At 64.3% G+C, this 26,288-nt stretch carries 28 protein-coding genes; 11 read left to right on the forward strand and 17 right to left on the reverse strand.

Features of this window, described 5'->3' with window-relative positions:
- Nucleotides 1–30: 30 nt before the first annotated feature.
- The 3 genes from NX02_RS28850 to NX02_RS28860 form a co-directional block, all read right to left on the reverse strand.
- Nucleotides 31–564: an NADH dehydrogenase ubiquinone Fe-S protein 4 gene (locus NX02_RS28850; RefSeq protein WP_084718401.1), complete on the reverse strand. Its 534-nt coding sequence runs from the start codon at nt 562–564 to the stop codon at nt 31–33.
- A gap of 49 nt (nt 565–613) precedes the next feature.
- Complete coding sequence (locus tag NX02_RS28855; protein WP_047100261.1) at nt 614–1,120, reverse strand: Hsp20/alpha crystallin family protein; 507 nt, start codon at nt 1,118–1,120, stop codon at nt 614–616.
- A gap of 93 nt (nt 1,121–1,213) precedes the next feature.
- Entirely contained in the window at nt 1,214–1,687 is a 474-nt protein-coding gene (locus tag NX02_RS28860; RefSeq protein ID WP_047100262.1) for an Hsp20 family protein, read from the reverse strand.
- A gap of 357 nt (nt 1,688–2,044) precedes the next feature.
- On the opposite strand from NX02_RS28860, the gene NX02_RS28865 reads away from it, so the two are divergent.
- The 5 genes from NX02_RS28865 to NX02_RS28885 all read left to right on the forward strand — a co-directional run bounded on the left by NX02_RS28865 (nt 2,045) and on the right by NX02_RS28885 (nt 9,044).
- The gene (locus tag NX02_RS28865; protein ID WP_047100263.1) at nt 2,045–2,767 is read left to right on the forward strand and encodes a Bax inhibitor-1/YccA family protein; all 723 of its coding nucleotides are present in this window, start codon (nt 2,045–2,047) and stop codon (nt 2,765–2,767) included.
- A gap of 114 nt (nt 2,768–2,881) precedes the next feature.
- Nucleotides 2,882–4,021, forward strand: coding sequence for a tyrosine-type recombinase/integrase (locus NX02_RS28870; protein ID WP_245648929.1), 1,140 nt, complete (start codon nt 2,882–2,884; stop codon nt 4,019–4,021).
- Between the two features lie 217 nt (nt 4,022–4,238).
- Nucleotides 4,239–5,351 carry a mannose-1-phosphate guanylyltransferase/mannose-6-phosphate isomerase gene (locus NX02_RS28875; protein ID WP_047100446.1) on the forward strand — a complete coding sequence of 371 codons (1,113 nt, stop codon included), beginning with the start codon at nt 4,239–4,241 and terminating at the stop codon, nt 5,349–5,351.
- A gap of 49 nt (nt 5,352–5,400) precedes the next feature.
- Nucleotides 5,401–7,710, forward strand: a complete 2,310-nt coding sequence (locus NX02_RS28880) for a glycosyltransferase family 4 protein (protein WP_047100264.1) — start codon at nt 5,401–5,403, stop codon at nt 7,708–7,710.
- Nucleotides 7,701–9,044: a glycoside hydrolase family 130 protein gene (locus tag NX02_RS28885; protein WP_047100265.1), complete on the forward strand. Its 1,344-nt coding sequence runs from the start codon at nt 7,701–7,703 to the stop codon at nt 9,042–9,044. Before NX02_RS28880 ends, NX02_RS28885 begins: the two co-directional genes overlap by 10 nt.
- A gap of 57 nt (nt 9,045–9,101) precedes the next feature.
- Here the strand turns inward: NX02_RS28885 and NX02_RS28890 are convergent, their stop codons facing one another.
- The 5 genes from NX02_RS28890 to NX02_RS28905 all read right to left on the reverse strand — a co-directional run bounded on the left by NX02_RS28890 (nt 9,102) and on the right by NX02_RS28905 (nt 13,800).
- Nucleotides 9,102–9,341, reverse strand: a complete 240-nt coding sequence (locus tag NX02_RS28890; protein ID WP_047100266.1) for a hypothetical protein — start codon at nt 9,339–9,341, stop codon at nt 9,102–9,104.
- Between the two features lie 70 nt (nt 9,342–9,411).
- Nucleotides 9,412–10,041: a hypothetical protein gene (locus NX02_RS32905; RefSeq protein ID WP_162232734.1), complete on the reverse strand. Its 630-nt coding sequence runs from the start codon at nt 10,039–10,041 to the stop codon at nt 9,412–9,414.
- Between the two features lie 17 nt (nt 10,042–10,058).
- Nucleotides 10,059–10,598, reverse strand: a complete 540-nt coding sequence (locus NX02_RS28895) for a nucleotide exchange factor GrpE (RefSeq protein ID WP_047100267.1) — start codon at nt 10,596–10,598, stop codon at nt 10,059–10,061.
- A 75-nt stretch (nt 10,599–10,673) separates the two neighbouring features.
- Entirely contained in the window at nt 10,674–12,548 is a 1,875-nt protein-coding gene (dnaK, locus tag NX02_RS28900; protein ID WP_047100268.1) for a molecular chaperone DnaK, read from the reverse strand.
- A 244-nt stretch (nt 12,549–12,792) separates the two neighbouring features.
- On the reverse strand, nt 12,793–13,800 hold the full coding sequence (locus NX02_RS28905) for an MBL fold metallo-hydrolase (protein ID WP_245648930.1): 1,008 nt from the start codon (nt 13,798–13,800) through the stop codon (nt 12,793–12,795).
- A gap of 88 nt (nt 13,801–13,888) precedes the next feature.
- Between NX02_RS28905 and NX02_RS28910 the strand changes: the two genes are divergently transcribed.
- The gene (locus NX02_RS28910; RefSeq protein WP_047100270.1) at nt 13,889–14,272 is read left to right on the forward strand and encodes a winged helix-turn-helix transcriptional regulator; all 384 of its coding nucleotides are present in this window, start codon (nt 13,889–13,891) and stop codon (nt 14,270–14,272) included.
- Between the two features lie 58 nt (nt 14,273–14,330).
- Here the strand turns inward: NX02_RS28910 and NX02_RS28915 are convergent, their stop codons facing one another.
- The 5 genes from NX02_RS28915 to NX02_RS28935 form a co-directional block, all read right to left on the reverse strand.
- A complete protein-coding gene (locus NX02_RS28915; protein WP_047100271.1) occupies nt 14,331–15,278 on the reverse strand; it encodes a DnaJ C-terminal domain-containing protein in 948 nt (315 codons plus the stop codon).
- 149 nt (nt 15,279–15,427) lie between these two features.
- Nucleotides 15,428–16,174, reverse strand: a complete 747-nt coding sequence (locus NX02_RS28920) for an HAD-IIB family hydrolase (protein ID WP_047100272.1) — start codon at nt 16,172–16,174, stop codon at nt 15,428–15,430.
- A 46-nt stretch (nt 16,175–16,220) separates the two neighbouring features.
- A complete protein-coding gene (locus NX02_RS28925; RefSeq protein WP_007406244.1) occupies nt 16,221–16,556 on the reverse strand; it encodes a hypothetical protein in 336 nt (111 codons plus the stop codon).
- A 17-nt stretch (nt 16,557–16,573) separates the two neighbouring features.
- Nucleotides 16,574–17,365 carry a universal stress protein gene (locus NX02_RS28930; RefSeq protein ID WP_158014291.1) on the reverse strand — a complete coding sequence of 264 codons (792 nt, stop codon included), beginning with the start codon at nt 17,363–17,365 and terminating at the stop codon, nt 16,574–16,576.
- Between the two features lie 173 nt (nt 17,366–17,538).
- Nucleotides 17,539–18,006, reverse strand: a complete 468-nt coding sequence (locus tag NX02_RS28935) for a Dps family protein (RefSeq protein WP_425424060.1) — start codon at nt 18,004–18,006, stop codon at nt 17,539–17,541.
- A gap of 312 nt (nt 18,007–18,318) precedes the next feature.
- Here NX02_RS28935 and NX02_RS28940 point away from each other — a divergent pair, with 312 nt between their 5' ends.
- Nucleotides 18,319–18,981, forward strand: a complete 663-nt coding sequence (locus NX02_RS28940; RefSeq protein ID WP_047100274.1) for a BON domain-containing protein — start codon at nt 18,319–18,321, stop codon at nt 18,979–18,981.
- 116 nt (nt 18,982–19,097) lie between these two features.
- Here the strand turns inward: NX02_RS28940 and NX02_RS28945 are convergent, their stop codons facing one another.
- Nucleotides 19,098–19,421, reverse strand: a complete 324-nt coding sequence (locus tag NX02_RS28945; RefSeq protein WP_231727515.1) for a hypothetical protein — start codon at nt 19,419–19,421, stop codon at nt 19,098–19,100.
- Between the two features lie 404 nt (nt 19,422–19,825).
- On the opposite strand from NX02_RS28945, the gene NX02_RS28950 reads away from it, so the two are divergent.
- Entirely contained in the window at nt 19,826–20,572 is a 747-nt protein-coding gene (locus tag NX02_RS28950; protein WP_047100275.1) for a redoxin domain-containing protein, read from the forward strand.
- Complete coding sequence (locus NX02_RS28955; protein WP_047100276.1) at nt 20,572–20,853, forward strand: glutaredoxin family protein; 282 nt, start codon at nt 20,572–20,574, stop codon at nt 20,851–20,853. Before NX02_RS28950 ends, NX02_RS28955 begins: the two co-directional genes overlap by 1 nt.
- Before the next feature lie 276 nt (nt 20,854–21,129).
- On the opposite strand, the gene NX02_RS28960 is transcribed toward NX02_RS28955, so the two are convergent.
- Nucleotides 21,130–21,768, reverse strand: coding sequence for a hypothetical protein (locus NX02_RS28960; RefSeq protein ID WP_047100447.1), 639 nt, complete (start codon nt 21,766–21,768; stop codon nt 21,130–21,132).
- 281 nt (nt 21,769–22,049) lie between these two features.
- Here NX02_RS28960 and NX02_RS28965 point away from each other — a divergent pair, with 281 nt between their 5' ends.
- Entirely contained in the window at nt 22,050–22,520 is a 471-nt protein-coding gene (locus NX02_RS28965) for an Hsp20 family protein (protein WP_047100277.1), read from the forward strand.
- Nucleotides 22,521–22,573: 53 nt separating this feature from the next.
- Nucleotides 22,574–23,014, forward strand: coding sequence for an NADH dehydrogenase ubiquinone Fe-S protein 4 (locus tag NX02_RS28970; protein WP_053000794.1), 441 nt, complete (start codon nt 22,574–22,576; stop codon nt 23,012–23,014).
- 80 nt (nt 23,015–23,094) lie between these two features.
- Here NX02_RS28970 and trxC read toward each other — a convergent pair whose 3' ends face one another.
- Entirely contained in the window at nt 23,095–23,532 is a 438-nt protein-coding gene (trxC, locus tag NX02_RS28975) for a thioredoxin TrxC (RefSeq protein ID WP_047100278.1), read from the reverse strand.
- 61 nt (nt 23,533–23,593) lie between these two features.
- Nucleotides 23,594–26,203, reverse strand: coding sequence for an ATP-dependent chaperone ClpB (clpB, locus tag NX02_RS28980; protein ID WP_047100279.1), 2,610 nt, complete (start codon nt 26,201–26,203; stop codon nt 23,594–23,596).
- Between the last annotated feature and the right edge of the window lie 85 nt (nt 26,204–26,288).

Genomic DNA, 26,288 nt, shown 5'->3' on the forward strand with positions numbered 1-26,288 from the left:
CCCTGTTACCTGCGCGACGGCAAGCCTTGTTCAGGTGTCCGCATGGGCAGCCTCGATCGGCTCCGACGTCGTGTTGCCGCAGCACACGGGATGAGGACCCGCAGGCATGCAGCAGGTAAGCGCGCCGACCGGGATGAAAGCCATCTCGTCCCGTGGCCGAGGTCCCGACCATCGCGGTGCGCCCCGGCTCTCGTAGGAGAGGCCGTACCGCCGGCAATAAGCCTCGGCGGCTTCACGCGAAGGGAAGCCGAGCTCCAGATGGGCGAGGGGGTCGCTTCCTCCCGTCCAGCCGGTGAGCGGATCGACGAACGGGCGCGACCGCGGGCGGAAACGCAGCCGCCATCGACCCTCACGGGCGCGGCCGCCGGACCGACCGGCGAGCGGATCGGGTTCGATGATGGCGAATGCGTCCGTCGGCAGGGCGCTTGCGTAGCGTCGCCACGCCGTATCAAACGGCGAAGACACCTCGGTCGCGACGTTATCGTTGGCAAACTCGGCAAGGCGCGGAGCCAGCACGCGCGGCGTCGCAATGTACGGTGGAAGAGAATCAGCTCGTGTTGCCATTTGCGCCTCCGAAACGGGCAGCCGCCGACGGCGGCTGCCCGACGTCTCATCAGCCTGCGTTGATCGGAATGCTGCGCCGGCTCTCGATCGCCTCCGCGGACTTGGGCAGGACGATCGTCAGCACGCCCTTGTTGAACGTCGCGCTTGCCCGGTCCTGCTCGACCCCACGCGGCAGCCCGATATGCCGCTCGAAGCGACCATAGCTCCGCTCCGAATAGCCACGCTCCTTGTCCTCGGTTTCGGAACGCTTCTCACCGCGGATCGACAAGACATTGTCGTCGACGCTGATGTTGACGTCCTTCTCATCCATCCCGGGCAGTTCGGCGGTGACGCGGATCTCCTTGTCGGTCTCTGAAAGCTCGATCGTCGGCCACTCGAGGCTGCGCCCCCAGCCGCTCGTAGCCGGTACGCCGAAGCCTCGGAAGACGTCGTCGAACAGGCGGTTCACGTCGCGGTGCAGGGACACAAGCGGGTGCTGCTGGTCGGACCTGTCCTCGGTCCGTTCTGGAGCGCGGCTTTCCTGCCGGCCCCAGGGAATGAGATCACGAATTGCCATGATGATTATCCTCCTTTCCTGGCAGGCGTTGGACATGGTCCGTCGGCCGCGCCGCCAAAGCGGCGCGCCGACGGAGCCTCTCCTAACGGGGTATCAGGCCGCTGCGCTGTCTTCGGTCTTGGGCGCTTCGAGCCGATCGTTGTCGCCAGACCCGCCAGCGATCTCGATCTTGCGCGGCTTCATGGCCTCCGGGACAACGCGCTTCAGCGCGATCGACAGAAGGCCATTCTCGAACCGGGCGTCTCCGGCCTCGATGAAGTCCGCCAACTGGAAGCGCCGCTCGAACGAACGGGCAGCGATGCCGCGGTGCAGAAACTCGCCCTTGCCGTCATCCTCGGCACGCTTGCCGGTGACGTTGAGTAGATTCTGCTGCGCGACGATCTCGATGTCCTCGGGACGGAAGCCGGCTACTGCAAGCGTGATGCGATAGCTGTCTTCGCCGTCCTTCACGATGTCGAAGGGCGGATAGCCATCGTCGTCGCGGGCACCTGCCTCGAGCAGGTTAAAGAGACGGTCAAAACCGACCGTCGATCGCCGATACGGCGAAAAGTCGAAGTTGGTTCTCATTGCCAAATCCTCCTGTGAGCAATCTGGGCATGAGAAGCGTCGGTACGGGAGAGCCGACGCCCTCTATGTCCACCGGACCCGAACGGCGTCCGGCACTGCAAAAACTAGTTCGGAGCCAACAGGTTTCAAGGGCTAGTGAACGAAATCATCAAAGCACTTGGACAGCCTTTCAGCCCCTTGAAAGGCGCGCGGGCGAATACAACATTTGTCTTGCGGACCGGGCCCCTCTGGCGGCGGCGCTACGCTACCGTCATGTCGGACCGCATCGAGTGCGCTCGGTGCAGGATCGCGGCTTCCGAAGCGAAGCCGGCCGAGTGCCTCATTGACATTGAAGCAATGGAGTGAGGCATGAACAGAATGTTCGAACCGAATACCTATCGGCCTATCCCGTCGGCCCGAGCCACGAGCACGGCCGTCTATGATGAAGGCCTGCGCCGGCACATGCTCGGCGTCTATCGCAACATGGCGCTCGGCCTCGGCATCACCGCGCTGGTGGCGTCTCTCGTCGCCAGCGTGCCGGCGCTCTACCAGCCGATCTTCGGCACACCGCTCAAGTGGGTCGCTATTTTCGCGCCCCTGGCGTTCGTCCTGTTCTTCTCGTTCAGGGTCGAGCGCATGACGACGGCACAGGCACGAACGGCGTTCTTCGCCTTCGCTGCCGTGATGGGCGTATCGATGGCCAGCATCTTCCTGGTGTTCACCGGTACCAGCATCGCGCTGGCCTTTTTCAGCGCGGCGGCCGTATTCGCTGCCATGAGCCTGTGGGGCTACACGACAAATGTTGACTTGTCGCGCTGGTCCACCTTCCTGATGGTTGGCCTGATCGGCGTTGTGATCGCGAGCATAGTCAACCTGTTCGTCGGCTCGTCGACGCTGCAGCTCGTCTTCTCGATTGTCGGCGTGCTCGTGTTCACCGGTCTGACGGCTTGGGACACGCAGCGCCTTAAGAGCGAATATCTCGCCTACGCCGGATCGGAGCAGGCCGAAAAGCTCGCTGTGATGGGTGCGCTTTCGCTCTATCTGAATCTGGTGAACCTCTTCCAGCTGCTGCTCAGCCTGTTCGGGCAGCGGGAGGAATGACCGGCCCCTGGACACCTGGGGTCCGGAAAGCGGAGCAGCGCCGTTCTGGACGGACGGCGCTGCTCTTATTCGCGAGTCCGGCGATCTCACGACCATTCCCCAACGTGACCAAGTATGTCCGATAATCTTTCTTATCGGACATACTTGAGCTGGCCGGGGAGGGGTGGCAAGCTGCCTTTGACAGTCCACCAAAGCGCGGCACCGATCTTGCAAGACCCAAGTCCCGACGACCTTGAGCCCGAACCCACCGCGCTGCCCGCGCTGGCGTCCGACGCTGCGATGCTGGCCGTGCTCCACGAGGACCTCGAACGCGCGGCCGCCTACAAGAAGGCTGCGCGCGCCGCCGCAACCCATCGCGCCTATGGCTCCGACTGGATCATCTATACCGACTGGTGCTCCGTACGTGGCCTCGCTGCGATGCCAGCGCATCCGGAACAGATAGCCGCGTTCGTGGCCAACCAGGCCGCATGCGGACTGAAGCCAAGCACGATCGAACGGCGCGCCGCCGCGATCGGCCACTATCACCGGACAAACAACTATCCCGCCCCGAGCGCGCACCCCGAGGCTGGCGGCCTGCGCGAGGCGCTTGCCGGCATCCGCAACGAGAAGGGGGCCAAGAAAACCCGCAAGGAGCCCGCAGACGCTGTCGCGCTCCGCGACATGTTGGCGCAGATCAAAGGCGATGGCCTGCGCGCCCGTCGCGATCGAGCCGTCCTCGCAATCGGAATGGCCGCCGCGCTGCGCCGTTCGGAGCTGGCGGCACTGACGCTCGAAAGCGTCGGCATCCTCGAGCGTGGGATCGAACTCTACCTCGGCCCCACCAAAACAGACCAGGCCGGCGAAGGCGCGACGATCGCCATTCCCGAAGGCACCCGGCTACGCCCGAAGGCGCTGCTGCTAGACTGGATCAGCGCCGTGCGCGTGCTTGAGGCCGGCGTCATCCGCACGCCGGCGGAGGAAGCGGCGGTACCGCTGTTTCGCCGCCTGACACGAAACGATCAGCTCACCAGCGACCAGATGTCCGACAAGGCAGTCGCGCGCTTGGTCAAGCGCTATGCCGGCGCCGCCGGCTACGACGCGGCCAAATTCTCCGGTCACTCGCTGCGCGCGGGATTCCTGACCGAAGCGGCGAACCAGGGCGCGACGATCTTTAAAATGCAGGAGGTCAGCCGCCACAAGACTGTGCAAGTCCTCTCGGACTATGTCCGCTCGGCCGACCGGTTCCGTGACCATGCCGGCGAGCGGTTTCTCTGATCCAGAGCGCCGCCGCTCGCGACAGCCGCCCTCATGAGCAGGCAGTGATGCTGCGACTGATCTAGCGCAGGGCGGGGCAGCCGCCCCCTCCTTACCGTCACGTAGCCTTGGCGGCGGATGCGGCCATCAGGATCGCGCCCAACGCTGAAAGGAAATCGGAAAAGTGTCCCTGGAGCGCGCTGCTTCCATGGCGGGACTCGCGACAAGGGCCAGATTCATGCAACTCATCCCGGTCATTCTCTCCGGCGGCGCAGGGACGAGATTGTGGCCTCTCTCTACGGAACAGACGCCTAAGCAATTCCTGCCCCTCGCAGGCGAGAAAAGCCTCCTGCAACAAACGGCCTTGCGCGCCAGGAGCATCTCGCAAGCCACCTCGCCCGTCATCGTCGCCAGCCAGGATCATGAGCGGCGGATTCTCGGCGAACTCGATGCGGTGGGATGCCCTCCCTCCCGGCTGCTCCTCGAGCCGATTGGCCGGAACACCGCGCCCGCCCTCGCCATGGCAGCGCTCGAAGGAGCGGACGAGAACGCCTTGTTGCTGGTGATGCCGAGCGATCATGTGATCAGGGACGTGGAATCCTTCGGCGAAGCGGTACATCGGGCTCTTCCCTTGGCTCAGGATGGCTGGCTCGTGACGTTCGGCATCACGCCGGATCGCCCAGCGACAGGCTATGGCTATATCCACATGGGAGAGCCACTCTCCGGCGAGATTTGCCGGGTGAAACGCTTCGTCGAGAAGCCGGAGGCCGGACGCGCGGAACGTATGCTTGCCGATGGAGGATATGTTTGGAATGCCGGCATCTTCCTCCTCCGCTCCGACCGGCTGATCGAGGAGCTCTCGGTTCACGCGCCCGCGCTTCTCGGATCTGTTCGCGAGGCTTTGGCGGCGGCCCATCGCGAGGGCAATCGAGTGATCCCGGATCGAGCCGCCTTCGCATCCGTAGAGGCGGAATCCATCGACTATGTCGTGATGGAGCGCGCCGCGCGCATGGCGGTGGTTCCTGTCGACGTGGGATGGTCCGATATCGGGAGCTGGGATGCGCTTCACGAGATCGAACCCCAAGACGACGGTGGAAATGCACTGCACGGCGATGTCTTGGCGCTGGAGAGCCATGGATGCCTGATCCGGACAAGCGGCCCCCGCGTCGCGGCGCTGGGCGTGTCCGATCTCGTCATCGTTGCCACCGATGACGTCGTGCTGGTGATCCCGCGGGAGCGCGCTCAGGAGGTGCGCCGCCTGGTACAACTCGCCGGCCAAGCTTCGCCCCCGTCACCGCGACGGTCGCGGCGAACCGCCACTCTGTCGATCGCCGTTCCCGCCGCCTCGTGAGCAGGTGAGGAGTCGGCAACCCGGATCTGGAACATGCTTGGAGAGTAAGATGAATGGCTATGCTCTGACGCCACCGGTTCGCCACATCGCACTGATCGGCAACTACCCTCCTCGCCGCTGCGGCATCGCGACTTTCACCGCCGATCTGCACGACGCGCTTCGCCAGATATCGCCAGATGCCAGTCTCTCCACCATCGCGATGAACGATCCTGGGAGGCGGCACCGCTACCCGGAGGAAGTAGGCTACGAGATCGCGCAGGACGATCCCGACGCCTACCTGGCGGCAGCGGACCATCTCAATGCGCTCAATCCGGACGTCATCTGCGTTCAGCATGAATTTGGCATCTTCGGCGGGAAGGCAGGCGGCTACTTGCTGCCGATGCTCGAGAGGCTTCGGGCGCCGGTGGTCACGACGCTTCACACCGTCCTGACGCAGCCCGACCCGGATCAGCGACGGGTGATGCGCGCTCTCGCCGAGCGGTCATCTCGCCTCGTCGTCATGACGGAGATGGGCCGAACCATCCTCACCCGTGACATGGAGGTGGCGGCCAGCAAGATCGCCGTGATCCCGCATGGCATTCCCGATCTGCCCTTCCTGGACCCAGCCTTCCACAAGCACCGCTTTGAGCTCGACGGCCATCGCGTCATCCTTACCTTCGGCCTGCTTTCCCCAAACAAGGGCATCGAGGTGATGATCGAAGCGCTTTTTCGCCTCGTGAAGGACCATCCAGATCTCGTATACATCGTCCTCGGCGCGACACACCCTCATCTGGCGGCGCGCGAGGGCGAACGCTACCGCGACGAGCTGGCAAGTCGCGTCCGCGGCCTGGGTCTTGAGAGCCATGTGCGCTTCGTGAACGAGTATGTCGACGCGCCAACCTTGCAGGCGTGGCTCTCGGCCTGCGACATCTACGTGACGCCCTATCTCTCCGAGGCGCAGATCACGAGTGGAACGCTCGCCTATGCTGTCGGCTTGGGCAAGGCGGTGATCTCTACACCCTATTGGCACGCGCAGGAGTTGCTCGCCGGGCGTCGCGGTCAGCTGGTCCCCTTCGGTCTGCCCGACGCGCTCGCCGGATCCGTGGGCGCCGTTCTGTCCGACAGGAACCTTCGCGACGAGATGCGGCGCAACGCTTATCAAGCCGGCCGTGACATGATCTGGCCGGTGGTAGCGGAGCGCTATACGACGCTTTTTCAGCGAGCGCGTATTGAGGTTTTCGGAAAGCCGGGCGTCGTGCAGCTCCAAGCCTCAAAGTCGAAGCCGCCGAAGCCAAGCCTTAGCGCTGTGGCGCGCATGAGCGATGGGTGCGGCATGCTGCAGCACAGCCGGTCCACCGTCCCCGACCGGCGCCATGGATATTGTCTCGACGACAACGCCCGCGCGCTCATGCTGGCCGCGCAGTTCGAAGCAGAAGGTATCGAGGCGAAGCGTGCGCTTGGCCTAGCGACGACTTACGCCTCCTTCGTCGACCTTGCCTGGGACGAGCAGTCGAAGCGCTTTCGCAACTTCATGAGTTTCGACCGGAACTGGCTCGAACAGGAAGGCTCGCAGGACAGCTTCGGCCGCGCTGTATGGGCGATCGGCCGTACGGCCGAGCTCACCCGCAATCACGGTCTCAAGCTCTGGGCGACGGCGCTCGCAGATAAGGTGATCCCGGCAAGCGCGTTCCTCACCAGCCCGCGCGCGCGCGCTTTCGCCATTCTAGGCCTCGCGGCTCATCTTGGCGTTTACCCGGGACATCGACCGGCAAGGCTCCAAGTTGAAGCGTTCGCCGGGGAGCTGCTCGACCTGCTTCGTGCAGCAAGGCGGGATGCCTGGACGTGGTTCGAGCCGGTCCTCGCCTATGACAATGCCCGCCTGCCGGAAGCATTGCTGCTAGCGAGCGCAATTCTCGACCGGACGGATATGCGAGATGACGCCTTGGAGGCGCTGGACTGGCTCCGGCGCCAGCAGACCGCGCCGGAAGGCCATTTCCGGCCGGTCGGCACCCAAAGCTTCGGCGCGGCCTTTCAACCGCCACGCGCCTTCGATCAGCAGCCGCTCGAGGCCTGGGCCACGATCGATGCGTGCGCCCGCGCGTTTGCGCAGGACGGCGATCACCGCTGGCGGGATCATGCCGAAGCCGCGTTTGCCTGGTATCTTGGCGCAAATGACCTCGGCGTGCGGATCGCCACCCCCGATGGCGGTTGCTACGACGGCCTGCAGGTGGATCGGGTGAACCTCAACCAAGGCGCGGAATCCATCCTCGCCTACCAGTTTGCCGCCCTGGCGATCGCGCGCTTGCGCAACGAGGCGTCTGCGTCGGACACAGGCGATGAGCGCCAGTTTGCCGCGTCTGGAGGCAAGGCATGCCGCTGATCCAATCCAGCCTGCACCTCCTTCCGAACCCAGCTCGAGTGGTCGTCCGGCCCTTGCAAATCGCTTCGGAGCCGCGACACCTCAATCCTGTCGATAATGGGCGGATGCGCCGAATCATCGCTGCCGTGCGCGCGATGGACGGCCGCACAACCCAAGCTGAGCTTGCCCTGGTGCTCGCGGATTTCGAAAGCCGACACCGTGAGATTCGAAAGGTATTCGAAGAGCGATACGATCAGGTCGCGAGCGACATTGGTCTCACCGGTTCGTTAGACCGTTCGCAGCGCCAGCTTATTGGCGCCTATTTTTGCCATGAGTATTCGTTCGGTGCCGCTGCTGTCATGAATCCAAGCATCGTACCTCATCCTGACCAGACGGGGCTCCCGCATGGCGCGTTGCGCTTCATCCTATCGCTGCGCGCCGTTGGCGAGGGGCACATCTCGTCGGTGACGTTCCGCCAAGGCATCGTCCTCTCAGACGGCTCGCTCGAACTCGAACCGGAACCGGATCTTGCGGTCGCCGCCAAAGCCGAGAGCTACGACGATGGCAGAGTCGTTTTTCGCCGCCATGACTGCAGCAACCGTCTCGACGAGATGGTGCTCTTTCCATTCACGCCCGCGCAGCGCAACGGCTTGGAGGACCTACGCCTCGTACGTTTCGAGCAGGATGACGGCGGCTTTTCCTATTACGGTACCTATACCGCCTACAGCGGCAAGGCGATCTCGTCGGAAATCCTCGAGAGCCGCGATTTCGAGACATTCGAGCTTCGCCCGCTCCAGGGCAGCGCCGCACACAACAAGGGCATGGCGCTCTTCCCGCGTAGTTTCGACGGAGACTATTTGATGATCGGCAGGCAGGATGGCGAAAGCCTCTATCTGCTGCGCTCCTCTGATCTCCATCGTTGGGATCATGGCGAACTTCTTGCCCGCCCCGAATATGCCTGGGAGCTCATCCAGATCGGCAACTGCGGATCACCCATTGAGTTGGAAGAAGGGTGGCTGGTGCTCACCCACGGCGTCGGCGCCATGCGCAAATATTCCATCGGGGCGCTGCTGCTCGATCGGGATGACCCCAGCCGCGTCATCGGTCGAACGGCGGTGCCGCTCCTCTCGCCCTCGGATGAGGCACGCGAAGGCTATGTTCCCAACGTCGTCTATACCTGCGGGGCATTGGCGCACGCCGGCCGCCTGATCATGCCATATGGCGTGGCGGACAGTTCCGTAAGCTTCGCGTCGATGGACCTGGCGGAATTGCTGGCGATGCTATCGCCGTCAGCTGTCACCCGCTCCCCGCTCGCCCACGATGTGGAACCGATCGGGGACCGAACGGACGCGTGATCCTTCCTTCGCTCTGACGGGGCAGCGGACGTCAGTCGCGCACCAGCAGGCACTTGCCTAGTGCAGCGTCGTGTCAGTCTCGACGTCCGCCTCCGCGATGACATACTCGTCCCCCTCCGCCGCGAAAAACATCGTGACGCGCTCTTCCTCGTTTTCTGGAGGCGGCCGACCGGGGAAATGTTCGGCCCAGGCGCCGTTCACGTAGGACAAAAGGGTCGACCAGGCGATTGCATGGTTCGGGTGCGTCGACAGGAAGACCTTACCGAGGTGCTCGATCATCAGGACGACAACGGACATACGCCTACTCCGCCACCTTGACTCGCGAGAACATCTGCAAAGACGAGGTCGCAGAGGGAGGATCAGACCATCAACGGCTTCCGGCTGGGGCGGAAGTGCGAATGCGTGACAAAATCTGGTCCACTTCGAAGAGATCGCCGGACGTCTCGACACCGGGTCCGCAGAGACGAATGATCATTCGCCCCTCGACGACCTTGCTTCCTATTGGAGGTGCAGATCCGAGACCAAAATGAACGCCTGGCTTGTCGAGCACATGCTGATAGAGCCGCCAATAGCGGCGCCATTCGGCCGCGCTTCCACTCGTCGAAATGGTCATATGCCCGGATCGAAGCGGCACATACGACACATTGCGGTTTAACTGTGCGCGTTCGATCGCAAAGCAGCGCGCCCCTCGGCCTGCAGCGACCTGCGCAGCTTTCCTTAGCAACCCCGTCCGCACCGACCGGTCAGGCCAGCGAGTCGGGGCGAGGATTGCGATTTCATAGCTCGGCCGATCGGCGCGCTCGACCTCGTGGACTTCGAAAATGGGGAGCTGGGGCTCGCTTTTCGCCGGCGCTGGGTCGACATGCGCGGCGGAGACGAGGGCGAGCACGCCGCACCACCACCAAATGCTCCGGGTGGACCGGGCCGAGCGTCGCAGCAGCCGGCCAATGCCATGCCGTGTTCCAGGGGCGTCAGCGGCAGAGGCGAACCGTACCATCGGATCCGCCTCCCCGCTCAGCTCGCCCCTGAAATCACGACGCGCGCGGGCCGCACAAGCCGGCTTGCAACCCTGTACCCAGGCTGGAGGGTCTCCAGGACCAATCCGTCACCTGTCTCGTCATCAGATCGCGATGAGATCGCATCATGGATGTTGGGGTCGAACGCCTCGCCCGTGCCGGGGCAAATTCGCTCGACGCCAACCTTGACCAGCGCATCGAGGAACGCGCGACTGGTCGCCCGGAGCCCGTTTAGCAGGGCATCGACACTCGGCTGGGCTCCTTCCTCGGTCCGGCCGGCCGCCTCGATGGCGAGATCGAGGCTGTCGAGCGCGGGAACGATCTTCGAGACCAGGTCTGCAATGCCGGTTTCGCGTCCCTCGGTACGCGCGCGATCGGCTCGCTTCCTGGCATTCTCGGCATCGGCCAGCGCACGCAGGAGCCGCTCCCGCAGTTCGTCGGCTTCCGATGCGGCCGCCTGCTTGGACTCGGGCTTCTCCATACCTTGCTCCTGCGCCGACGGAGACTGCCCTCCTTCAGCGATGTCGTTCTGGTTCATTTGACCGAGCCTTCATTCATCCGTGCAAGCGGCAGGCACCACTTCACCAAATTGTGATCAGCGGAGCGGACCGGATCACTTCTTCGTGTCGTCCGCCTCCTCGAACTCGGCGTCCACGATCCCGTCGTCAGCCGACGGTGTGCTGCCCGGCTCGGCGCGCTGGGCGCTGGCGACCTTCTGCGTCGCAGACTGCAGATCCTCGCCGCGCGCGCGGATGTCCTCGATCTGCTCGCCCTGCATGGCCGTCTTCAGGTTCGAAACCGCGTCTTCGACGGCTTGCCGATCCTCGGCCGCGACGCGATCCCCTGCATCCGCAAGCGTCTTTTCGGAGAGGAAGATCAGAGCGTCGGACTGGTTCTTCGCTTCCGCCAGTTCGCGCCGCTTCCTGTCCTCGCTCGCATGCTCTTCGGCGTCCCTGACCGCGCGCTTGATGTCCTCTTCGCTCAGTCCGCCCGACGACTGGATGGTGATCTTCTGCTCGCGCCCAGTCCCCTTGTCGGTGGCGGAGACATTCACGATGCCGTTTGCATCGATATCGAACGTCACCTCGATCTGCGGCACGCCTCGGGGCGCCGGTGAGATGTTCTCGAGATTGAACTGGCCGAGGAGCTTGTTATCCTCGGCCATTTCCCGCTCGCCCTGGAAGACCCTGATGGTCACAGCGGGCTGGTTGTCCTCCGCCGTCGAGAAGGTCTGGCTCTTCTTGGTGGGTATCGTCGTGTTGCGGTCGATGAGCTTGGTCATCACGCCGCCGAGCGTTTCGATACCCAACGACAACGGCGTGACGTCGAGGAGCAGCACGTCCTCGACCTGGCCCTTCAGCACGCCCGCTTGGATCGCTGCGCCCAGTGCCACGACCTCGTCAGGGTTGACGCCCTGGTGCGGCTCGCGCCCGAAGATGGACTTCACCGCCTCGGCGACCTTCGGCATGCGGGTCATCCCGCCGACCAGCACGACTTCGTCGAGCTGATCGGCCTTGAGCCCTGCATCCTCCAGCGCCGCCTTGCACGGCCCCACGGTGCGGGAGATGAGGTCATCGACCAGCGCCTCGAGCTTGGCGCGCGTTAGGCTGATGTCGAGATGCTTCGGACCGGATTGATCCGCGGTAATGAAGGGCAGGTTGACACTCGTCTGCGATGCCGAGCTGAGCTCGATCTTCGCTTTCTCGGCCGCCTCTTTCAGCCGCTGGAGCGCGAGCCGGTCCTGGCGCAGATCGATGCCCTGCTCCTTGCGGAACTCGTCCGCGAGAAAGTCGATGATCCGCTTGTCGAAATCCTCGCCGCCGAGAAAGGTGTCGCCGTTGGTCGACTTCACTTCGAACACGCCATCGCCGAGTTCGAGAATGGACACGTCGAAAGTGCCGCCGCCAAGATCATAGACCGCGATCGTGCCTGCCTTCTTCTTTTCGAGCCCGTAGGCAAGGGCGGCAGCCGTTGGCTCATTGATGATGCGCAGAACCTCGAGACCGGCGATGGTCCCAGCATCCTTGGTCGCCTGCCGCTGGGCGTCGTTGAAATAGGCCGGAACGGTGATGACGGCTTCGGTGACCGGCTCGCCCAGATATTTCTCGGCAGTCTCCTTCATCTTGCGCAAGATGTGCGCAGAAATCTCGCTGGGGCTCGACTTCTTTCCGTTCACCTCGACCCAGGCGTCACCATTGGCGCCGGGAACGATCTTGTAGGGGACCATGCCCTTGTCCTTCTGGACGATGGGGTCATCGTAGCGGCGCCCGATCAGGCGCTTGATCGCAAAGAGGGTCTGCTCCGGATTGGTAATGGCCTGACGCTTCGCCGCGGCTCCGACCAGCACCTCGCCATCAGGGCGGAAGGCCACCATGGATGGGGTGGTCCGGGCACCTTCGGCATTCTCGATGACCTTGGGCTCCTTGCCCTCCATCACCGCGACGCATGAATTGGTGGTGCCGAGATCGATGCCGATTGCTTTCGCCATGCCAGCCTCCAAGGATAAATCGCACGCCGACGATGGACAGTATCCTGCAGGTGAGTCCTGACCTGGATCAGTTACCGCGAACCCTCGCCTCTGCAGACCGCCGGCGTGCGCGCACTCGTCTACTTCCCGTCAGCAGACTTTGGATATGACGAGCTTTCCGCTCGATCAAGCTTCCTCGCGAGCTACGACCGCGCGCGGCGGCACTGGGACGGCGCGCGGCGGCGCGCTGAACGCGCAACAGTCCTCAGTGCCCTACCTGCCGAACGGCCGCGGAATAGGGGATCGGCGTCCAGGCGTAACCGACGCCGGCACGCACGACATGTCCCAGGCCCGGGAAGGAGACATGGGGCGCTGCCACGAGCTCGTGGGTACCGGCAAGCTCCGCCAGGGCGGCCGTCCTCGTCTTTGCCGCCCGCGCTTCGTCGGCGTCAAAATCGATTGTGATGTCGGGTCGCGGCAGCTGAATCTCGGCCGCGTGGATGATGTCGCCGACCACGCGTAAGCGATTCCCGCGGCTCTCGATCTCGAAGAAACTGTGCCCGGGCGTGTGGCCGGGTGCGGCGGTCGCACGAATGCCGGGAAACAACTCCGCCGGCGCGGTGAAGGTACGGATACGACCCGCCGCGTAATAGGGTGCAAGGGCCGCACGCCCCTCTTCGAACATCTTGCTGTGACTGGCTTTTGCCCGTGCCTTAGCCGCGTCGCTCAGCCAATATTCGAGCTCCTGCTTAGCGAGGTAGATCTCGGCGTTCGGAAAGACTCGACGACCCTCCACGGTCAGGCCACCCGAATGGTCACCGTGAACATGCGTCAGGAGCACCGTGTCGATCGACTCCGGCGAATAGCCTGCTTCCTTCAGCATGGCCGGGAGACGCCCGCAGCAGTCGCCAAACAACCGTCCCGCGCCTGCCTCAATCAGGATACGGCGCTCGCCCGTGTCGATCAGGAAGCTGTTGATCGAAGTTTCGCGGTCGAGCGGCTCGCCGGCAGCGCGAAAGATCTCGGCCAGTTCCCCACGGCTGATGCCATGGAGCAGGTCGGCGAAAGGCACCGGCGTGGTGCCGTCCGTCAAAACGGTGATCTCAAAATCGCCAAGCATCACCCGATAGAAACCGGGCGCCTGCGCTGCTGACCGCTCTACCCTCGCCGCATGTGCCGGCTCTGCCGAAACTGACAGGGGCAAAAATGCTGCTGCGATAGCAGGCAAGACCTTGGTCAACGATTTCACCTCGAAGCCTCCTTTCGTCGTCATGCGCCGCACCGCCAGCGAGTGGGCGCCTTGCACGCTAGGAGGTGTGGCCGTACAGCCCACTCAGCAAGTACATACCGTGAGGTAAGTAATGGAGAATTCGCGTGCCTTCCGCGAACTGCAGTGCGACGTGTTCCTTGCTGATTGCTCGGCACGGAAGGTACTGGCGCTCTTGGCTGAAAAATGGACGCTGCTCGTTATCCACGCGCTTAGCGAGCGTTCGTATCGCACCGCCGAGCTGCGCCGGCGCATCGGCGGCGTATCGGAGAAGATGCTGATCCAGGCCCTGCGTCGCCTCGAGGAGTGTGGCTTGGTGGCGCGCACCAACTACTCTGAGGTGCCGCCGCGGGTCGAATATGCACTCACCTCGCTGGGCTACTCCCTCAGCAGCGTCGTGCGCGAGCTCGATCGCTGGATCGAGACGCACGCCTTTGAGATTGAAGACTGGGTCCAGCGGTCCGGCAGAGCAGCCTGATGGACTGGTGCACGCGCATCGGGTCGACGTCGGTACGCGTGCACAGCTCCGCCCCCTCTCAGACCCCCATCGTCGCGCGCGGATTCTCGTCATGACGCTGAGCCCAGGTGCGTGCGAACTCCTCAAGCTCGGCGTCTCCGGAAGGCAGATGCACCATCAGGCGGACCAGCTGATTGCCGCGTGAACCGTCCCGCCGGTGGAACCCCTTGCCCTTGATCCGTAGCGTGCGGCCCGAGCTCGATCCCTTAGGGATCGTCAGCAACACCGGTCCGTCGACGGTCGGGACCCGCACCTTGGCGCCGAGCACGGCTTCGTCCCAGCGCACCGGCAGGTCCAGCAATACATCGTCGCCTTCGCGCGCAAAGAATCGGTGCGGCTGAATTTCAAGGATGACGATCGCATCGCCAGCGCCTCCGGGACCATCCTCACCCTGCCCGCGAAGACGCAGCTGGGTGCCGGACTCGAAGCCTGCCGGCAGCTTGAGGTCGAGAGCCTTCCCACCCCCCAGGTCGATATGCTGCGGTCGCAGAGCCGCGGCATCCTCGAAGCTGACATTCAAACGATAGGCGACGTCCGCTCCGCGAGGGCGATACGAACCGTGCCGGCGCGCTCCACCCGCGGTCTCCCCGCGGCCGAACAAGTCGCCGAAGATGCTGGCGAAGTCGGCCTCGTCTCCGCTGAACTCGAAGGTTGTCGCGCCGCCATCGGCGCCCGCGCGGAAGCCGCCGCGCCGGGCGAAAGGACCGGCGCCATCGAAATCGAAGAAGCCGAAGGGAGCCTTCGGATTGCCGTCCTCGTCGATCTCGCCGCGATCGTAGCGCGCTCGTTTGTCCTTGTCGGTGAGCAGGTCGTAGGCCGCGGTCACGGCAGCGAAGCGTTCCGCCGCCCCCGGCTTATCCGCGTTACGGTCGGGATGATACTCCTTGGCGAGCTTGCGATATGCCTTCTTGATCGTGGCATCGTCGGCATCGCGCGGGACGTTCAGGGTTTGGTATGGATCCGCCATTCTATTCAGTCCCTGTGCCGGCCCCTCATCGCCTGCGATCGCCCCGCGCTGCAGATGAGATGGCAAATCGTTCCGTCAGAATCATCCGTTCGTCCCGAGCCCCCGCGGCTGCCATCGGAGCTAGACCGACCCACCATCGTTAGGCGGGCTCAACGGCCTAGCCACAGCGTCAGAGCATGAAGAATGCTCTTCGTCTCCTGCACGTCGCGAACGGCGACAGCATCGACTCCGACGGTGACGGCCGGATAGTCGTTGCCACCCGGGAAAATCGAATCGCCGAGGAAGACCATGTCTTCCAAAGGAACGCCGCTCTCCGCGGCGAGCTTGCGAAGCCCGAAACCTTTGTCGATTCCTGCCCGGGTGATGTCTATCGAGGTGGTGCCTCCGATATTGACCGACCATTCTGTCAAGGTCCGCCTCAGCATCTCCTGGAGCTGTAGCCGCTTGCGCCGATCCGGATCCCAGGCCTCCTTGGCCTCGAGCGGCGCCTTCTGCCCAATCCCTGAATAGGTGATCTGGGTGCCGCGGTCCTCGATCCGGGGCCCCCATGCGGGATCGCGATCGAGCCCGGCAGCCTTGATCGCCCGATCCAGCTCCTTGAGTATGTGGGCCTTCTCGGCAGGCGTGATTGCCTCCGAATAGGCTTGGCGCCACTCTCCGGCGAACCGGAAAAGCTTCGCTCCTGCCGTCGGCAGGATCCACAGCCGCCCCAGCTCGGCACCCGGCGGCAGCCGATCGACGACCTGCTTCTTGAACTGAGGCCAGTCGCCCCCGGAAATCACCGCCACCTGCGCGAAGGACAAGAGCGCGGCAAGCAGCCCGGCTACCTCGTCATCGAGCGGGGCCTTGCTCTCGGCCAACGTGCCGTCGAGATCGAACGCCATCAGCTGCTTCACGCTGCCACCGTCGCAAGTGCGTCGACATCGCGCTCGCCTCGTGCGGTCATCGGGTCCGGCTCACCACATAGGCTGTTCCGTCAGCGCGGACGATGACGAGGTGATATGACTTGTCCTCGCACTGCGCGCGCCAGACCGGCCCGTCCTTCTCGTCAGGCAGCCGCTCGGCTTGAATGACGTTCTGGCACGGAAGGCCGGCATCTCGGATCGCACGGAAAAGCACAGCCTTCCGCGATGCCTCGTTGAGGTTGATCACCGCCTGCTGGTAGTCGTTTATCCCGTCGCTCGTGGCGGTCTGGCCGGCGGCAGGCTGTTCGGCCTTCTGCGTTCCGCATCCAGCGAGTGCGACGCACAAGGCGGTCGCCGCGAGGAACCGACGCATCGATCGTTCTCCCCTGCTCAATGGGCCAGCAGCAGCGGCTTCGGGGACCGCAGCAACATCTCGCGCGTGACCCCACCAAGGATACGTTCGCGAATGCGCGAATGCCCATAGGCGCCGAGAACCGCGAAGCTCGACCGCGAGTCGATGATGACGTTCAGCAGTTCCTCCCCAACGCTGAGCTCGCCGCGGGGCACCGGGAGCAACTCCGACTGGATGCCATGATGCGAGAGATAGGCGGCGGCGCCGGCTGCGGGAAATTCGGGAGCGTCGTCTCCGATCGTCACGATCTGGACGCGCGCCGCCCGGCTCAGGAGCGGAACCGCGAAACGCAGCGCCTGCGCGGCCTCGAACGAAGCGTTCCACGCGACGAGCGCAGTGCCCTCGAGATCAAGGGTCCCGTTGTCATAAGGCACCGAGAGGATCGGAGCGCGCGAATGGACTGCGACGTCGCCGACGAGGTCGAGTTCGGCGTCCCAGCCGCCTTCGTCGCTTTCGAGATGACTGAGGATGATCACGTCGCTCAGCCGCGATTGATCGAGAAGCACCGTCGCGGGAGAACCAGCTCCGCGTACCCAGTCGAACGCCACGCCCTCGTCGCGCAGTCTGGCCTCCACGGCCGCGCGCGTGGCATCCTGTCGCTTCTCGTGCTCCGTGAAGAGCTTCACCGATGGGTAGACCCCGCCGAAGGGGTCGGCCATTGCGTAGGCGGACAGCGGCGCAGCCTGCGTGCCCGTGAGATGAAGGTCAAATGCCCGGGCAAGCTGGACCGCGGCGTCAAGCCGCGCGTCCCCGCCCCTGTCCTCGGCCACGTGGAGCAATCCTGTTTTCATCTACCGATCCTTTCGATTGCGTGGTCGGCCGAAAGGCAATGGCCGCAGCAGCAGAAGGGTAAGCAGCGGAAGGATCGCGGACGCTGACATAGGTCAGACGCTGCGCCCGCCGATCGTTGCCGCCCGCCGGAGCGTGGACTGCGGAGGTCAGCTCACTCGTCGAGGAGCGCGCGGAGCATCCAGGCCGCCTTTTCGTGAACCGCAACGCGTTGCGTCGCGAGATCAGCGGTCGCCTGGTCGCCCGCTTCATCGGCCAAAGGAAAGAGGCTGCGCGCCGACCGGGCAGTCGCCTCGTGACCCTCGGCCAGGATCCTGATCATGGCCTCGGCCTTCGGGGGCGTCTCGGGCGCATCGGCAAGAGAGCTGAGCCTGGCGAACTGCGCATAGGACCCCGGCGCCGGCTCACCAAGAGAACGTATTCTCTCCGCAATCGGATCAACGGCGTTCCATAATTCGGTGTATTGCGCCATGAACATCGCATGAAGGCTGTTGAACATCGGCCCCGAGACGTTCCAGTGAAAGTTATGGGTCGTCAGATAAAGGGTGTAGGTGTCCGCCAACAAGCGTGCCAAGCCCCCGGTAACCTCTTTCCTCTTCGTCTCGTCGATTCCGATATTCATGGCCATTCGAATTGTCCTGCAAATGGCGCCGCCTCCGCGGTCACTATTCCGCCGATGCGGTCGCAGCTCCTATGCCACCCTCGGCCACGGGCGCGGCTCCTGAGGTCGCGCCAACTTTAGCCCGCGAAGCGCGCGGCAAACTGACCCAGATCAGACGTGCACGCCAATGTCGCTGCTCGGGAACGCCTACCCCCCGATGTCCCCGATTTCGGCTGACGTGGGTCAGCGCGCGCGCTCGACTCGCAGAATAGGTGAACCGCGGCGGAGTACCAACTGGGGCTTAGATGCCCGTAGCAGACAGGAGGATCCGAGATGGTTTCACTTTTCCGCACTGACGCCACGATCAAGAAGGACGTGGAGAGCGAGATCCAATACGATCCGTCGATCCAGCATGAAGAGACGATCGCCGTCGCCGTGAAGGACGGCATCGTGACGCTGAGCGGCGTCACCAAGAGCTACATGGACTCCTATTATGCCGAGAAGGCGGCGAAGCGGGTTTCGGGGGTGAAGGCCGTCGCCAACGACATTCAGGTCAAGCTCTCGACCGAGCGCCTCGATCCCGAGATTGCCGAGGAGGCGGTCAAGTCGCTGAAGCGCGAGCTGCCCAGCAGCGCCGACAAGATCAAGATCGTCGTCAAGAGCGGCTGGCTCACGCTCGAGGGCCACGTGGAATGGAACTTCCAGAAGGAATGGGCAGAACGCGCCGTCCGATCGATCGCCGGCGTGAAGGGCGTTACCAACACGATCACGGTCCAGCCCAGGGTCAACCCTGGCGACGTCAAGAAGAAGATCGAGGATGCGCTCGTGCGCAGCGCGCAGGTTGACGCGCAGCGCGTCCAGGTCGAGGTCGACGGCAGCAAGATCACGCTCAAGGGCACCGTGAGGACCTGGGCGGAGCGCCAGGAAGCCGAGCGGTCGGCCTGGTCTGCGCCCGGCGTGTCGAGCGTCGACAATCAAATCAGGATCCTGCCCTGATGCAATCGGCGGGGATGGCTTTGGCTATCCCCGCCTTCGCCGGCTGCGCAGCATCGACCTGCACGAACCGATCGCCGACCGGCGCAACCTTGCCGACGGATTTGAGCGAGGGCCCGTCAGGTCGGCGGGAAGGTCGCGTCGATGATCGTCCCGCTTGGCAACTGGCAGCGGCCTTGGCCACCGCCAGCCATGCCTGCGCCGGGCCGCATCAGCCGGAAATGGCACCGCATCTGCCCGTCCGGCCCGCCGAGGTTGGCCAGGACTCTTCCGCTATAGTGGGTGAGCGTGCTCTGGGTGGGGCCCCAATAGGCCCAGCCGCGCCATCTCCACCGGTTGCCCCACCCGGTCCATAGCGGGCCAAGCTCTTCGATGGTTGTCTCGCTCGTGATCTGGAAGAACGGGCCTGCATAGGTGGCGCCCGTGCTCAGGTTTGCGGTCATCGTGCCCGATCGGGCACCGCTCGATTTCCACACGAACGTCGCTGTCGTCGACCCGGCCCTCGAAACGCCGACGCCTGACCCTGTCGTGGTGCACCCGGCTATGCCCAGAAGCAGCGCGGGCACGAGAGCAGCCCTGAATCCTTTCATCTTCACCTCAACCTCTTGCTCTATGCGTTTGCTCGTCGCCCCTTCGTCGACGGTCGCCGCGCTCGACGAGGCTACCGACCTCCTGCGGCCGAGCCACGTCGAGCGGCGATCACGGGTTAGTCGCAGGGGCGAGCCGGGCTCTGATCTATCTCAGCCCGCCGCCAGGCGACCGGGCTAGGTTGAGTCGGCGACATCAGAGCGGTTCGTCGCGCCATTCCTCGCGAAGACGGACCACGTTGCCAGCAAGGAGCCCCAAGTTGGATAGAAACGCAGGCACACTGGACCCCCAGCCAAGTCGACTGGAACAGCTCAGCACCGACTTCGCGGCGCTGGCGCCCAAGCTTCCGAACGGCCCGGAAAAGCAGGCCCTGTCACTGCTCCACGGCATGATTCAGGAATTGTGGCGCTCTACCGGCTCGGCCCCTCCCGCCTTTGAGGCACCGGCCGGCGCGACTCTGGACGATCTGAAGAGCCTCCACGAGCATGCGCCTGCGATGGAGGGAGATGCGATCAATGCTCCTCTCAGCGTGGGAGCGAAAGCGCCGGAGTTCGCCCTGCTGGACGCTAACGGCCGGGAAGTCACCCTCTCATCCTATGCGGGCCGGGCAATCGTCGTCGTCTTCTATCCGCTCGACTGGAGCCCGGGCTGCAGCAAGCAGTTGGACCTTTATCAGCAGGAATGGAGCGAGTTCGAGAAGCGCGACGTGGAGATCGTCGGGATTTCCGTAGATAGCCTTTACAGCCACGGCGCCTGGGCCGCCGCCCGCGGACTCTCGATGCCGCTCCTCGCGGATTTCAACCCCAAGGGAGAAGTCGCGCGCCGCTATAACGTATGGCGCGACGCTGATGGGTTTTCCGAGCGCGCGCTCTATATCATCGATGGAGAGGGCGTCATCCGCTACGCCCACGTCTCGCCGAAGCTCCAGCATGTTCCCGACATCTATGAGCTCTTTGCTAAGCTCGACGAGATTGTTGGAACGCCAGCAACTGGGGGGCGCGAATAATGGCGTCCGCGTATCGAGCACGCGGCTCGGCTGCCGCTCCGATCGTCATCTATGGCAGCCGTTGGTGCGGCATCACCATGATGGTTCGGCGGCATCTCGACCGAGCGGGGATCCCCTATCGCTTCGTCGATTGGGAAGCCCATCCGGAAGTGCGGTCGGAGCTCGAATGGCTAGCCGGAGGCAGGCTTGCCAGTCCGACGATCAAGCTCGGGGGACAGGTTCTCGTGCAGCCCTCCATGCGCGAACTCGAATGGGCGCTGGCCCGCGTCGGATACCGGTAGCTTTCGGAATACGGCTCGCACGGGCCAATCGCCCCCCGGCCGGCGAGCCGTCGCACCGGGCAGCGTGATGCTACCACTCCGCCCGTCACGCTGTCCGGTGCCCTTCCCCACCAACAAATCTACGGCGCACCCGTATCTCATGCGCGGCTGACAATAATGCCGCGGCCGACACACGAGTGCTTAAGGCCAAACGCCCGAGGGACAGAGCAACGGCCTCAGGATTGGATCGTGGCGTGTTCTAATTTCTCGGCGTAGCGGTCGCCAGGCCCGCGCGGATCAAGTGGCGAGCCAGGGATCGGGTTGGATAGTGGCAAGGGGCAACTCGTCCAGCGTCTTCTTCAGCTCGATTTCGTGCACGTGCACGTTCAAAGCTCCTGACTTCCGCATGATCTGCTGAGCCCGCTCCTCCGCAGCGGCATCGCGCGCGCGAACGAAGACGACCAATCCTCCCCCACGCAAGTCGCGTTCCAAATCTTCCGCGCCAACGCCCCCAAGAATTGCGCTGCGGACGACCTTCGCAATTCCCGCTCCGGCCGCGCCACCGGCGGCCGTGGCGGCAAGCACCGCTGCGAGTGCGCCGCCGGATGCGACGACCGGCAAAGCTGCCCCGAGCGCGGCAAGCGAGATCAACGTCCCGAACACCAGGCCCGTGACCGTCGTCCCTTCATCCCGCGTTACGAGCTCGCGCCGTGGCAGCTCAGGTATCTCGGCCAGGTAGATGGGATCAGCATAGATCGCCGGCAGCTTCTCCAGGACCGCCTCGCGGCTGGCCATCAGGTCGATATCGCTCTTGTCGAAGCCCGCGGCGCTGAGTGCGACGACCATGCTCTCGAGCAGTTCGAGATTATGCACGGTGCCGACGACTTCCCGAGCCCTGACGGTTTGGACAATGCTATGCTCCGACTCTTGCGGCACGCTGCGCTCCACCGATGACCGAAATACTCCAAGCCTCGCCGGTCTCCGCTCGGAACGCCCTGATATAAATCAGCCGTTGCGGCCGCACTGCTCCCGCATCCTTGGCGCTCGCGCCCGAAAGCGAAAATGTCGCTCAAACGGCCTGACGCCGTCTTGAACACGACTTCACCAGTACTAGCTAAATTGTGCCGGGTGCCTCTGCGGGCCCGGCAGGACAAGAGGGCGTCGGCTCTCTCTCCGACGCCTCAGATGTCCAAATTGCTCACGAGGAGGATTTGGCGATGAGAGCAGCGAATTACCTGGATCTGGCGCCCTATCGGCGCTCTACCGTCGGCTTCGACCGGCTTCTCGACCTGATGAACAATGCTGCGCCTGATGCGGCCGAGCACTACCCGCCGTTCGACATCGAAAGGCGCGCAGACGGCACCTATCGTATTTCGGTCGCAGTTCCCGGCTTCCGACCGGACGAACTGGAAGTGGTGGCGCAACAGAACATGCTCACCGTCAGCGGACGCAAACCCGGGGGAGAACCCCAGGCCACGTACCTGCATCAAGGCATCTCGACGCGCTCCTTCGAGCGTCGTTTCCCGCTCGCCGACTTCGTCATCGTGCAGTCGGCCGCACTGGAGAATGGGCTTCTGACCGTCACGCTGAAGCGTGAGGTGCCCGAGGCGATGAAGCCACGCAAACTCGACATCTCCACCACGGCCCAGCCGGCATCCACGACCGAGAAGGACCAGGCCCAGGCTTAAGGGATTGCGCGCCATCGAGAGGCCGGTGGCGCGCACTTGGAAGGAGACGGTTTATGATTGCGCGACTCGCGAAGGCCCGCGCGGCAGCGTCTGCCCGGTCCGGCGGCAATTCGCAGGATGACCGCTCGTGGCTCCGCTACCTGAGCGCGCTTCCGGAGGACGCGCGGGCCGTCCTCGAGCCGCTCCCAACGACCACGAACCAGGGCGGGCGCGCGCGGAAGGGGCAGTGGAGGCTCAGTTTCCCGCAAAGGAAGAAACCGTTTGTAGACTGGCTTATGGGGTGGACCGGTGGTGAGGATCCTCTGGTTCAGGTCGACCTTCGCTTTCCAACCCGCGAGGCGGCAGAGCAATATTGCGAGCGATTGAACTTGCCCTACGACGTGCATGAGCCTCCGCGCGCTCATACCGAGCCGGTCAACAAGCAGCGCTTCCAGCTCGACGACGCGCCGATCGCGGGATGGCCCGACGCCACCTTGGCGCAGGACCGCTCCTGACACTGTGTCGGAGCGGCATCCCAGGCGGCGGACGCTCGGCACCGCCGCGCCCGATGCAGACCGAGCGACCGCACTGGAATCTAGGTGCTGAACCGCTCGGCCCACCCTCTCAGCGTGCCTAGATCAGTGACGCCAGCCTGCCGCGCGACGACATTGCCATTCTTGAAGGCGAGCAACGCGGGAATCCCCTGGACGCCGTACTCGGATGCGATGTCGGGATTGGCGTCGACATCGACTTTGATGAAGCGCGCCTTCGGTTCGAGCGAGCGCGCCGCCTGTTCGAAGATCGGCGCCATCGCCCGGCAAGGGCCGCACCAGGCCGCCCAGAAGTCGACGATCACCGGCAGGTCCGAATTGCGAATATGCTTGCGCGCTCTCGCCGCGTCGAGCGCGGCAGGGGTGCCCTCGAACAGCTTCTGATGACAACGCCCGCATTTGGCGACGAGTGGCTCACGGTCGGCCGGCACCGCGTTGGTGGCATCGCAATGGGGGCAGACGACCCGACGCTTTTCGGCCATCGTTGAATCCTCGTTCGCTGCAGGTCATCGCGGCAGCGGGTCGCCGCCGCGATGGGTCCTTTCAAGCAGCCTGCGCCTCGGCAGGCCTTGATACGTTGGTCGTGAATGTCAGCTCGCTGTCCCCTTCATCGATGGTGACGGTCGAGCCGTCCGGCACCTCGCCCCGCAGGAGGAGGTCCGCGAGGGGGTCCTGAAGATATCGCTGAATCGCGCGCTTCAGCGGACGCGCGCCATAGACCGGGTCGTACCCCACGCGGCCGAGCCAGGCACGCGCGCGCTCGGTGAGGTCGAGCGTGATCTTGCGGTCCTTGAGGAGGTTCTGGACGCGCGCGACCTGAATGTCGACGATGGGACCCATGTCGGCCTGGCCGAGGCGGTGGAACAGGATGATCTCGTCCAGTCGATTGAGGAACTCCGGCCGGAAATGGCCACGGACCACTTCCATCACCTGCGGCTCGACGCTTTCGACCGTCTCCCCTTCCGCCAGGTTCGAAAGATACTGGCTGCCGAGATTGGACGTGAGGATGATCAGCGTATTCTTGAAATCGACCGTGCGGCCCTGCCCGTCGGTCAGTCGGCCGTCGTCGAGCACCTGGAGGAGCACGTTGAAGACGTCGTTGTGCGCCTTTTCGACTTCGTCGAACAGGATCACCTGATACGGCCGCCGCCGTACCGCCTCGGTCAGCACGCCGCCCTCCTCATAGCCGACATAGCCCGGCGGCGCGCCGATCAGCCGGGCGACCGAGTGCTTCTCCATGAACTCCGACATGTCGATGCGCACCATCGCGCTGTCGTCGTCGAACAGGAAGCCGGCGAGCGCCTTGGTGAGCTCGGTTTTACCGACGCCCGTCGGACCAAGGAATAGGAACGAGCCCATCGGCCGGTCGGGATCCTGCAGGCCAGCTCGGGCGCGGCGGATAGCCCTGCTTACCGCCGCAACCGCTTGCTGCTGACCGATGACGCGTTTGCCGAGCGCTTCCTCCATATGGATCAGCTTTTCGCGCTCGCCTTCGAGCATCTTGTCTACCGGGATGCCCGTCCAGCGTGACACGACCCCTGCGATGTCCTGGGCCGTCACTTCCTCGCGCAGCATCGCTCCCTGACTCGCCGTCTGGGCGTCGGCGAGCTGCTTCTCCAGACCCGGTATGACACCATAGCTCAGCTCGCCAGCGCGGCCGAGGTCACCGCGTCGCTGCGCCTGCTCGAGCTCGAGACGAGCCTGGTCGAGCTGCTCCTTGAGCTTCGCCTCCGCCTGGATCTTCTCCCGCTCGGCCTGCCAGCGCTGTGTGAGTTCCGCCGATTCCTGCTCGAGCTGCGCAAGATCATGCTCGAGGTGGGTCAGGCGGTCCCTTGATGCCGCATCGGACTCCTTCCTGAGCGCTTCCCGCTCGATCTTCAGCTGGATGATGCGCCGGTCGAGCGTCTCGATCTCTTCCGGCTTCGATTCCACCTCCATGCGGATTCGGCTCGCCGCCTCATCCATCAGGTCGATCGCCTTGTCCGGCAGGAAGCGATCGGTAATGTAGCGGTTGGAAAGCGTCGCCGCCGCGACGATCGCGCCGTCCGTGATCCGCACGCCGTGGTGCAGCTCGTACTTCTCCTTGAGACCGCGCAGGATCGAGATCGTGTCCTCGACGGTCGGCTCGCCGACGAACACCGGCTGGAAGCGCCGCTGGAGGGCCGGGTCCTTCTCGACATGCTTGCGATACTCGTCGAGCGTAGTGGCGCCGACGCAGTGCAGCTCGCCACGCGCGAGAGCGGGCTTGAGCAGGTTGGACGCATCCATCGCGCCCTCGGATTTACCCGCGCCAATCAGCGTGTGCATCTCGTCGATGAAGAGGACGATGTCGCCCTCCGCGCCCTTCACCTCGTCGAGCACGCCCTTCAGCCGCTCCTCGAACTCGCCGCGATACTTCGCGCCGGCGATCAGGCTCCCCATGTCGAGCGCCATCACCGTGCGGTCCTTGAGTGTGTCGGGCACGTCACCATTGGCGATGCGCAGCGCCAGCCCCTCGACGATCGCGGTCTTGCCGACGCCGGGCTCGCCGATCAGCACCGGATTGTTCTTGGTGCGCCGCGCGAGCACCTGGATGGTGCGGCGGATCTCCTCGTCGCGGCCGATGACTGGATCGAGCTTGCCGTCCTTGGCGGCCTGGGTGAGGTCGCGCGCGAACTTCTTGAGCGCATCGTACCGGTCCTCGGCGCTTGCCGTGTCAGCGTTGCGGCCGTTGCGGAGTTGATTGATCGCCGCGTTGAGCGCCTCGGCAGTGGCGCCCGCGCGCGCAAGCGCCTTACCGGCAGCCGCGCCAGACGCGAGGGTGAGCGCGAGCAACAGCCGCTCGACCGTCACATAGCTGTCCCCCGCCTTCTGAGCGATCTGCTCCGCTTGATCGAGGAGGCGTACGGCATCGTTGTCGAGCCCGGGGGACTGGGACGCTCCGCTTCCTGTGACGGAGGGAAGCTTGGCCAGTGCCGCATCGACTTCCTTCGACGCCAGATCCGGATTGCCGCCGGCGGCGCGGATCAGGCCGGCTGCCATGCCCTGCTCGTCCTCGAGCAGGGCTTTGAGGATATGCTCCGGCGTGATCCGCTGATGATTGAGCCGGATTGCGACCGTCTGCGCGGATTGGAGAAATCCCTTTGCGCGGTCCGTGTACTTCTCAAGATTCATCCCGTTTCCTCCTGTTCGACAGACGCAACCGGCGGAAGTGCGGAGCGAGCGGAGGCCGCGCGCGCGGACTATCCGTCGGCGCATC

It is taken from the genome of Sphingomonas sanxanigenens DSM 19645 = NX02, from assembly GCF_000512205.2.
In the GTDB taxonomy this organism is placed as follows: Bacteria; Pseudomonadota; Alphaproteobacteria; order Sphingomonadales; family Sphingomonadaceae; genus Sphingomonas_D; species Sphingomonas_D sanxanigenens.

Coding starts and splice junctions, on each gene's coding strand:
- NX02_RS28850 (WP_084718401.1), bottom strand. CDS start 564: ATGGCAACACGAGCTGATTCTCTTCCACCGTACATTGCGACGCCGCGC.
- NX02_RS28855 (WP_047100261.1), bottom strand. CDS start 1,120: ATGGCAATTCGTGATCTCATTCCCTGGGGCCGGCAGGAAAGCCGCGCT.
- NX02_RS28860 (WP_047100262.1), bottom strand. CDS start 1,687: ATGAGAACCAACTTCGACTTTTCGCCGTATCGGCGATCGACGGTCGGT.
- NX02_RS28865 (WP_047100263.1), top strand. CDS start 2,045: ATGTTCGAACCGAATACCTATCGGCCTATCCCGTCGGCCCGAGCCACG.
- NX02_RS28870 (WP_245648929.1), top strand. CDS start 2,882: ATGTCCGATAATCTTTCTTATCGGACATACTTGAGCTGGCCGGGGAGG.
- NX02_RS28875 (WP_047100446.1), top strand. CDS start 4,239: ATGCAACTCATCCCGGTCATTCTCTCCGGCGGCGCAGGGACGAGATTG.
- NX02_RS28880 (WP_047100264.1), top strand. CDS start 5,401: ATGAATGGCTATGCTCTGACGCCACCGGTTCGCCACATCGCACTGATC.
- NX02_RS28885 (WP_047100265.1), top strand. CDS start 7,701: ATGCCGCTGATCCAATCCAGCCTGCACCTCCTTCCGAACCCAGCTCGA.
- NX02_RS28890 (WP_047100266.1), bottom strand. CDS start 9,341: ATGTCCGTTGTCGTCCTGATGATCGAGCACCTCGGTAAGGTCTTCCTG.
- NX02_RS32905 (WP_162232734.1), bottom strand. CDS start 10,041: ATGGTACGGTTCGCCTCTGCCGCTGACGCCCCTGGAACACGGCATGGC.
- NX02_RS28895 (WP_047100267.1), bottom strand. CDS start 10,598: ATGAACCAGAACGACATCGCTGAAGGAGGGCAGTCTCCGTCGGCGCAG.
- dnaK (WP_047100268.1), bottom strand. CDS start 12,548: ATGGCGAAAGCAATCGGCATCGATCTCGGCACCACCAATTCATGCGTC.
- NX02_RS28905 (WP_245648930.1), bottom strand. CDS start 13,800: ATGACGACGAAAGGAGGCTTCGAGGTGAAATCGTTGACCAAGGTCTTG.
- NX02_RS28910 (WP_047100270.1), top strand. CDS start 13,889: ATGGAGAATTCGCGTGCCTTCCGCGAACTGCAGTGCGACGTGTTCCTT.
- NX02_RS28915 (WP_047100271.1), bottom strand. CDS start 15,278: ATGGCGGATCCATACCAAACCCTGAACGTCCCGCGCGATGCCGACGAT.
- NX02_RS28925 (WP_007406244.1), bottom strand. CDS start 16,556: ATGCGTCGGTTCCTCGCGGCGACCGCCTTGTGCGTCGCACTCGCTGGA.
- NX02_RS28935 (WP_425424060.1), bottom strand. CDS start 18,006: ATGAATATCGGAATCGACGAGACGAAGAGGAAAGAGGTTACCGGGGGC.
- NX02_RS28940 (WP_047100274.1), top strand. CDS start 18,319: ATGGTTTCACTTTTCCGCACTGACGCCACGATCAAGAAGGACGTGGAG.
- NX02_RS28945 (WP_231727515.1), bottom strand. CDS start 19,421: ATGACCGCAAACCTGAGCACGGGCGCCACCTATGCAGGCCCGTTCTTC.
- NX02_RS28955 (WP_047100276.1), top strand. CDS start 20,572: ATGGCGTCCGCGTATCGAGCACGCGGCTCGGCTGCCGCTCCGATCGTC.
- NX02_RS28965 (WP_047100277.1), top strand. CDS start 22,050: ATGAGAGCAGCGAATTACCTGGATCTGGCGCCCTATCGGCGCTCTACC.
- NX02_RS28970 (WP_053000794.1), top strand. CDS start 22,574: ATGATTGCGCGACTCGCGAAGGCCCGCGCGGCAGCGTCTGCCCGGTCC.
- trxC (WP_047100278.1), bottom strand. CDS start 23,532: ATGGCCGAAAAGCGTCGGGTCGTCTGCCCCCATTGCGATGCCACCAAC.
- clpB (WP_047100279.1), bottom strand. CDS start 26,203: ATGAATCTTGAGAAGTACACGGACCGCGCAAAGGGATTTCTCCAATCC.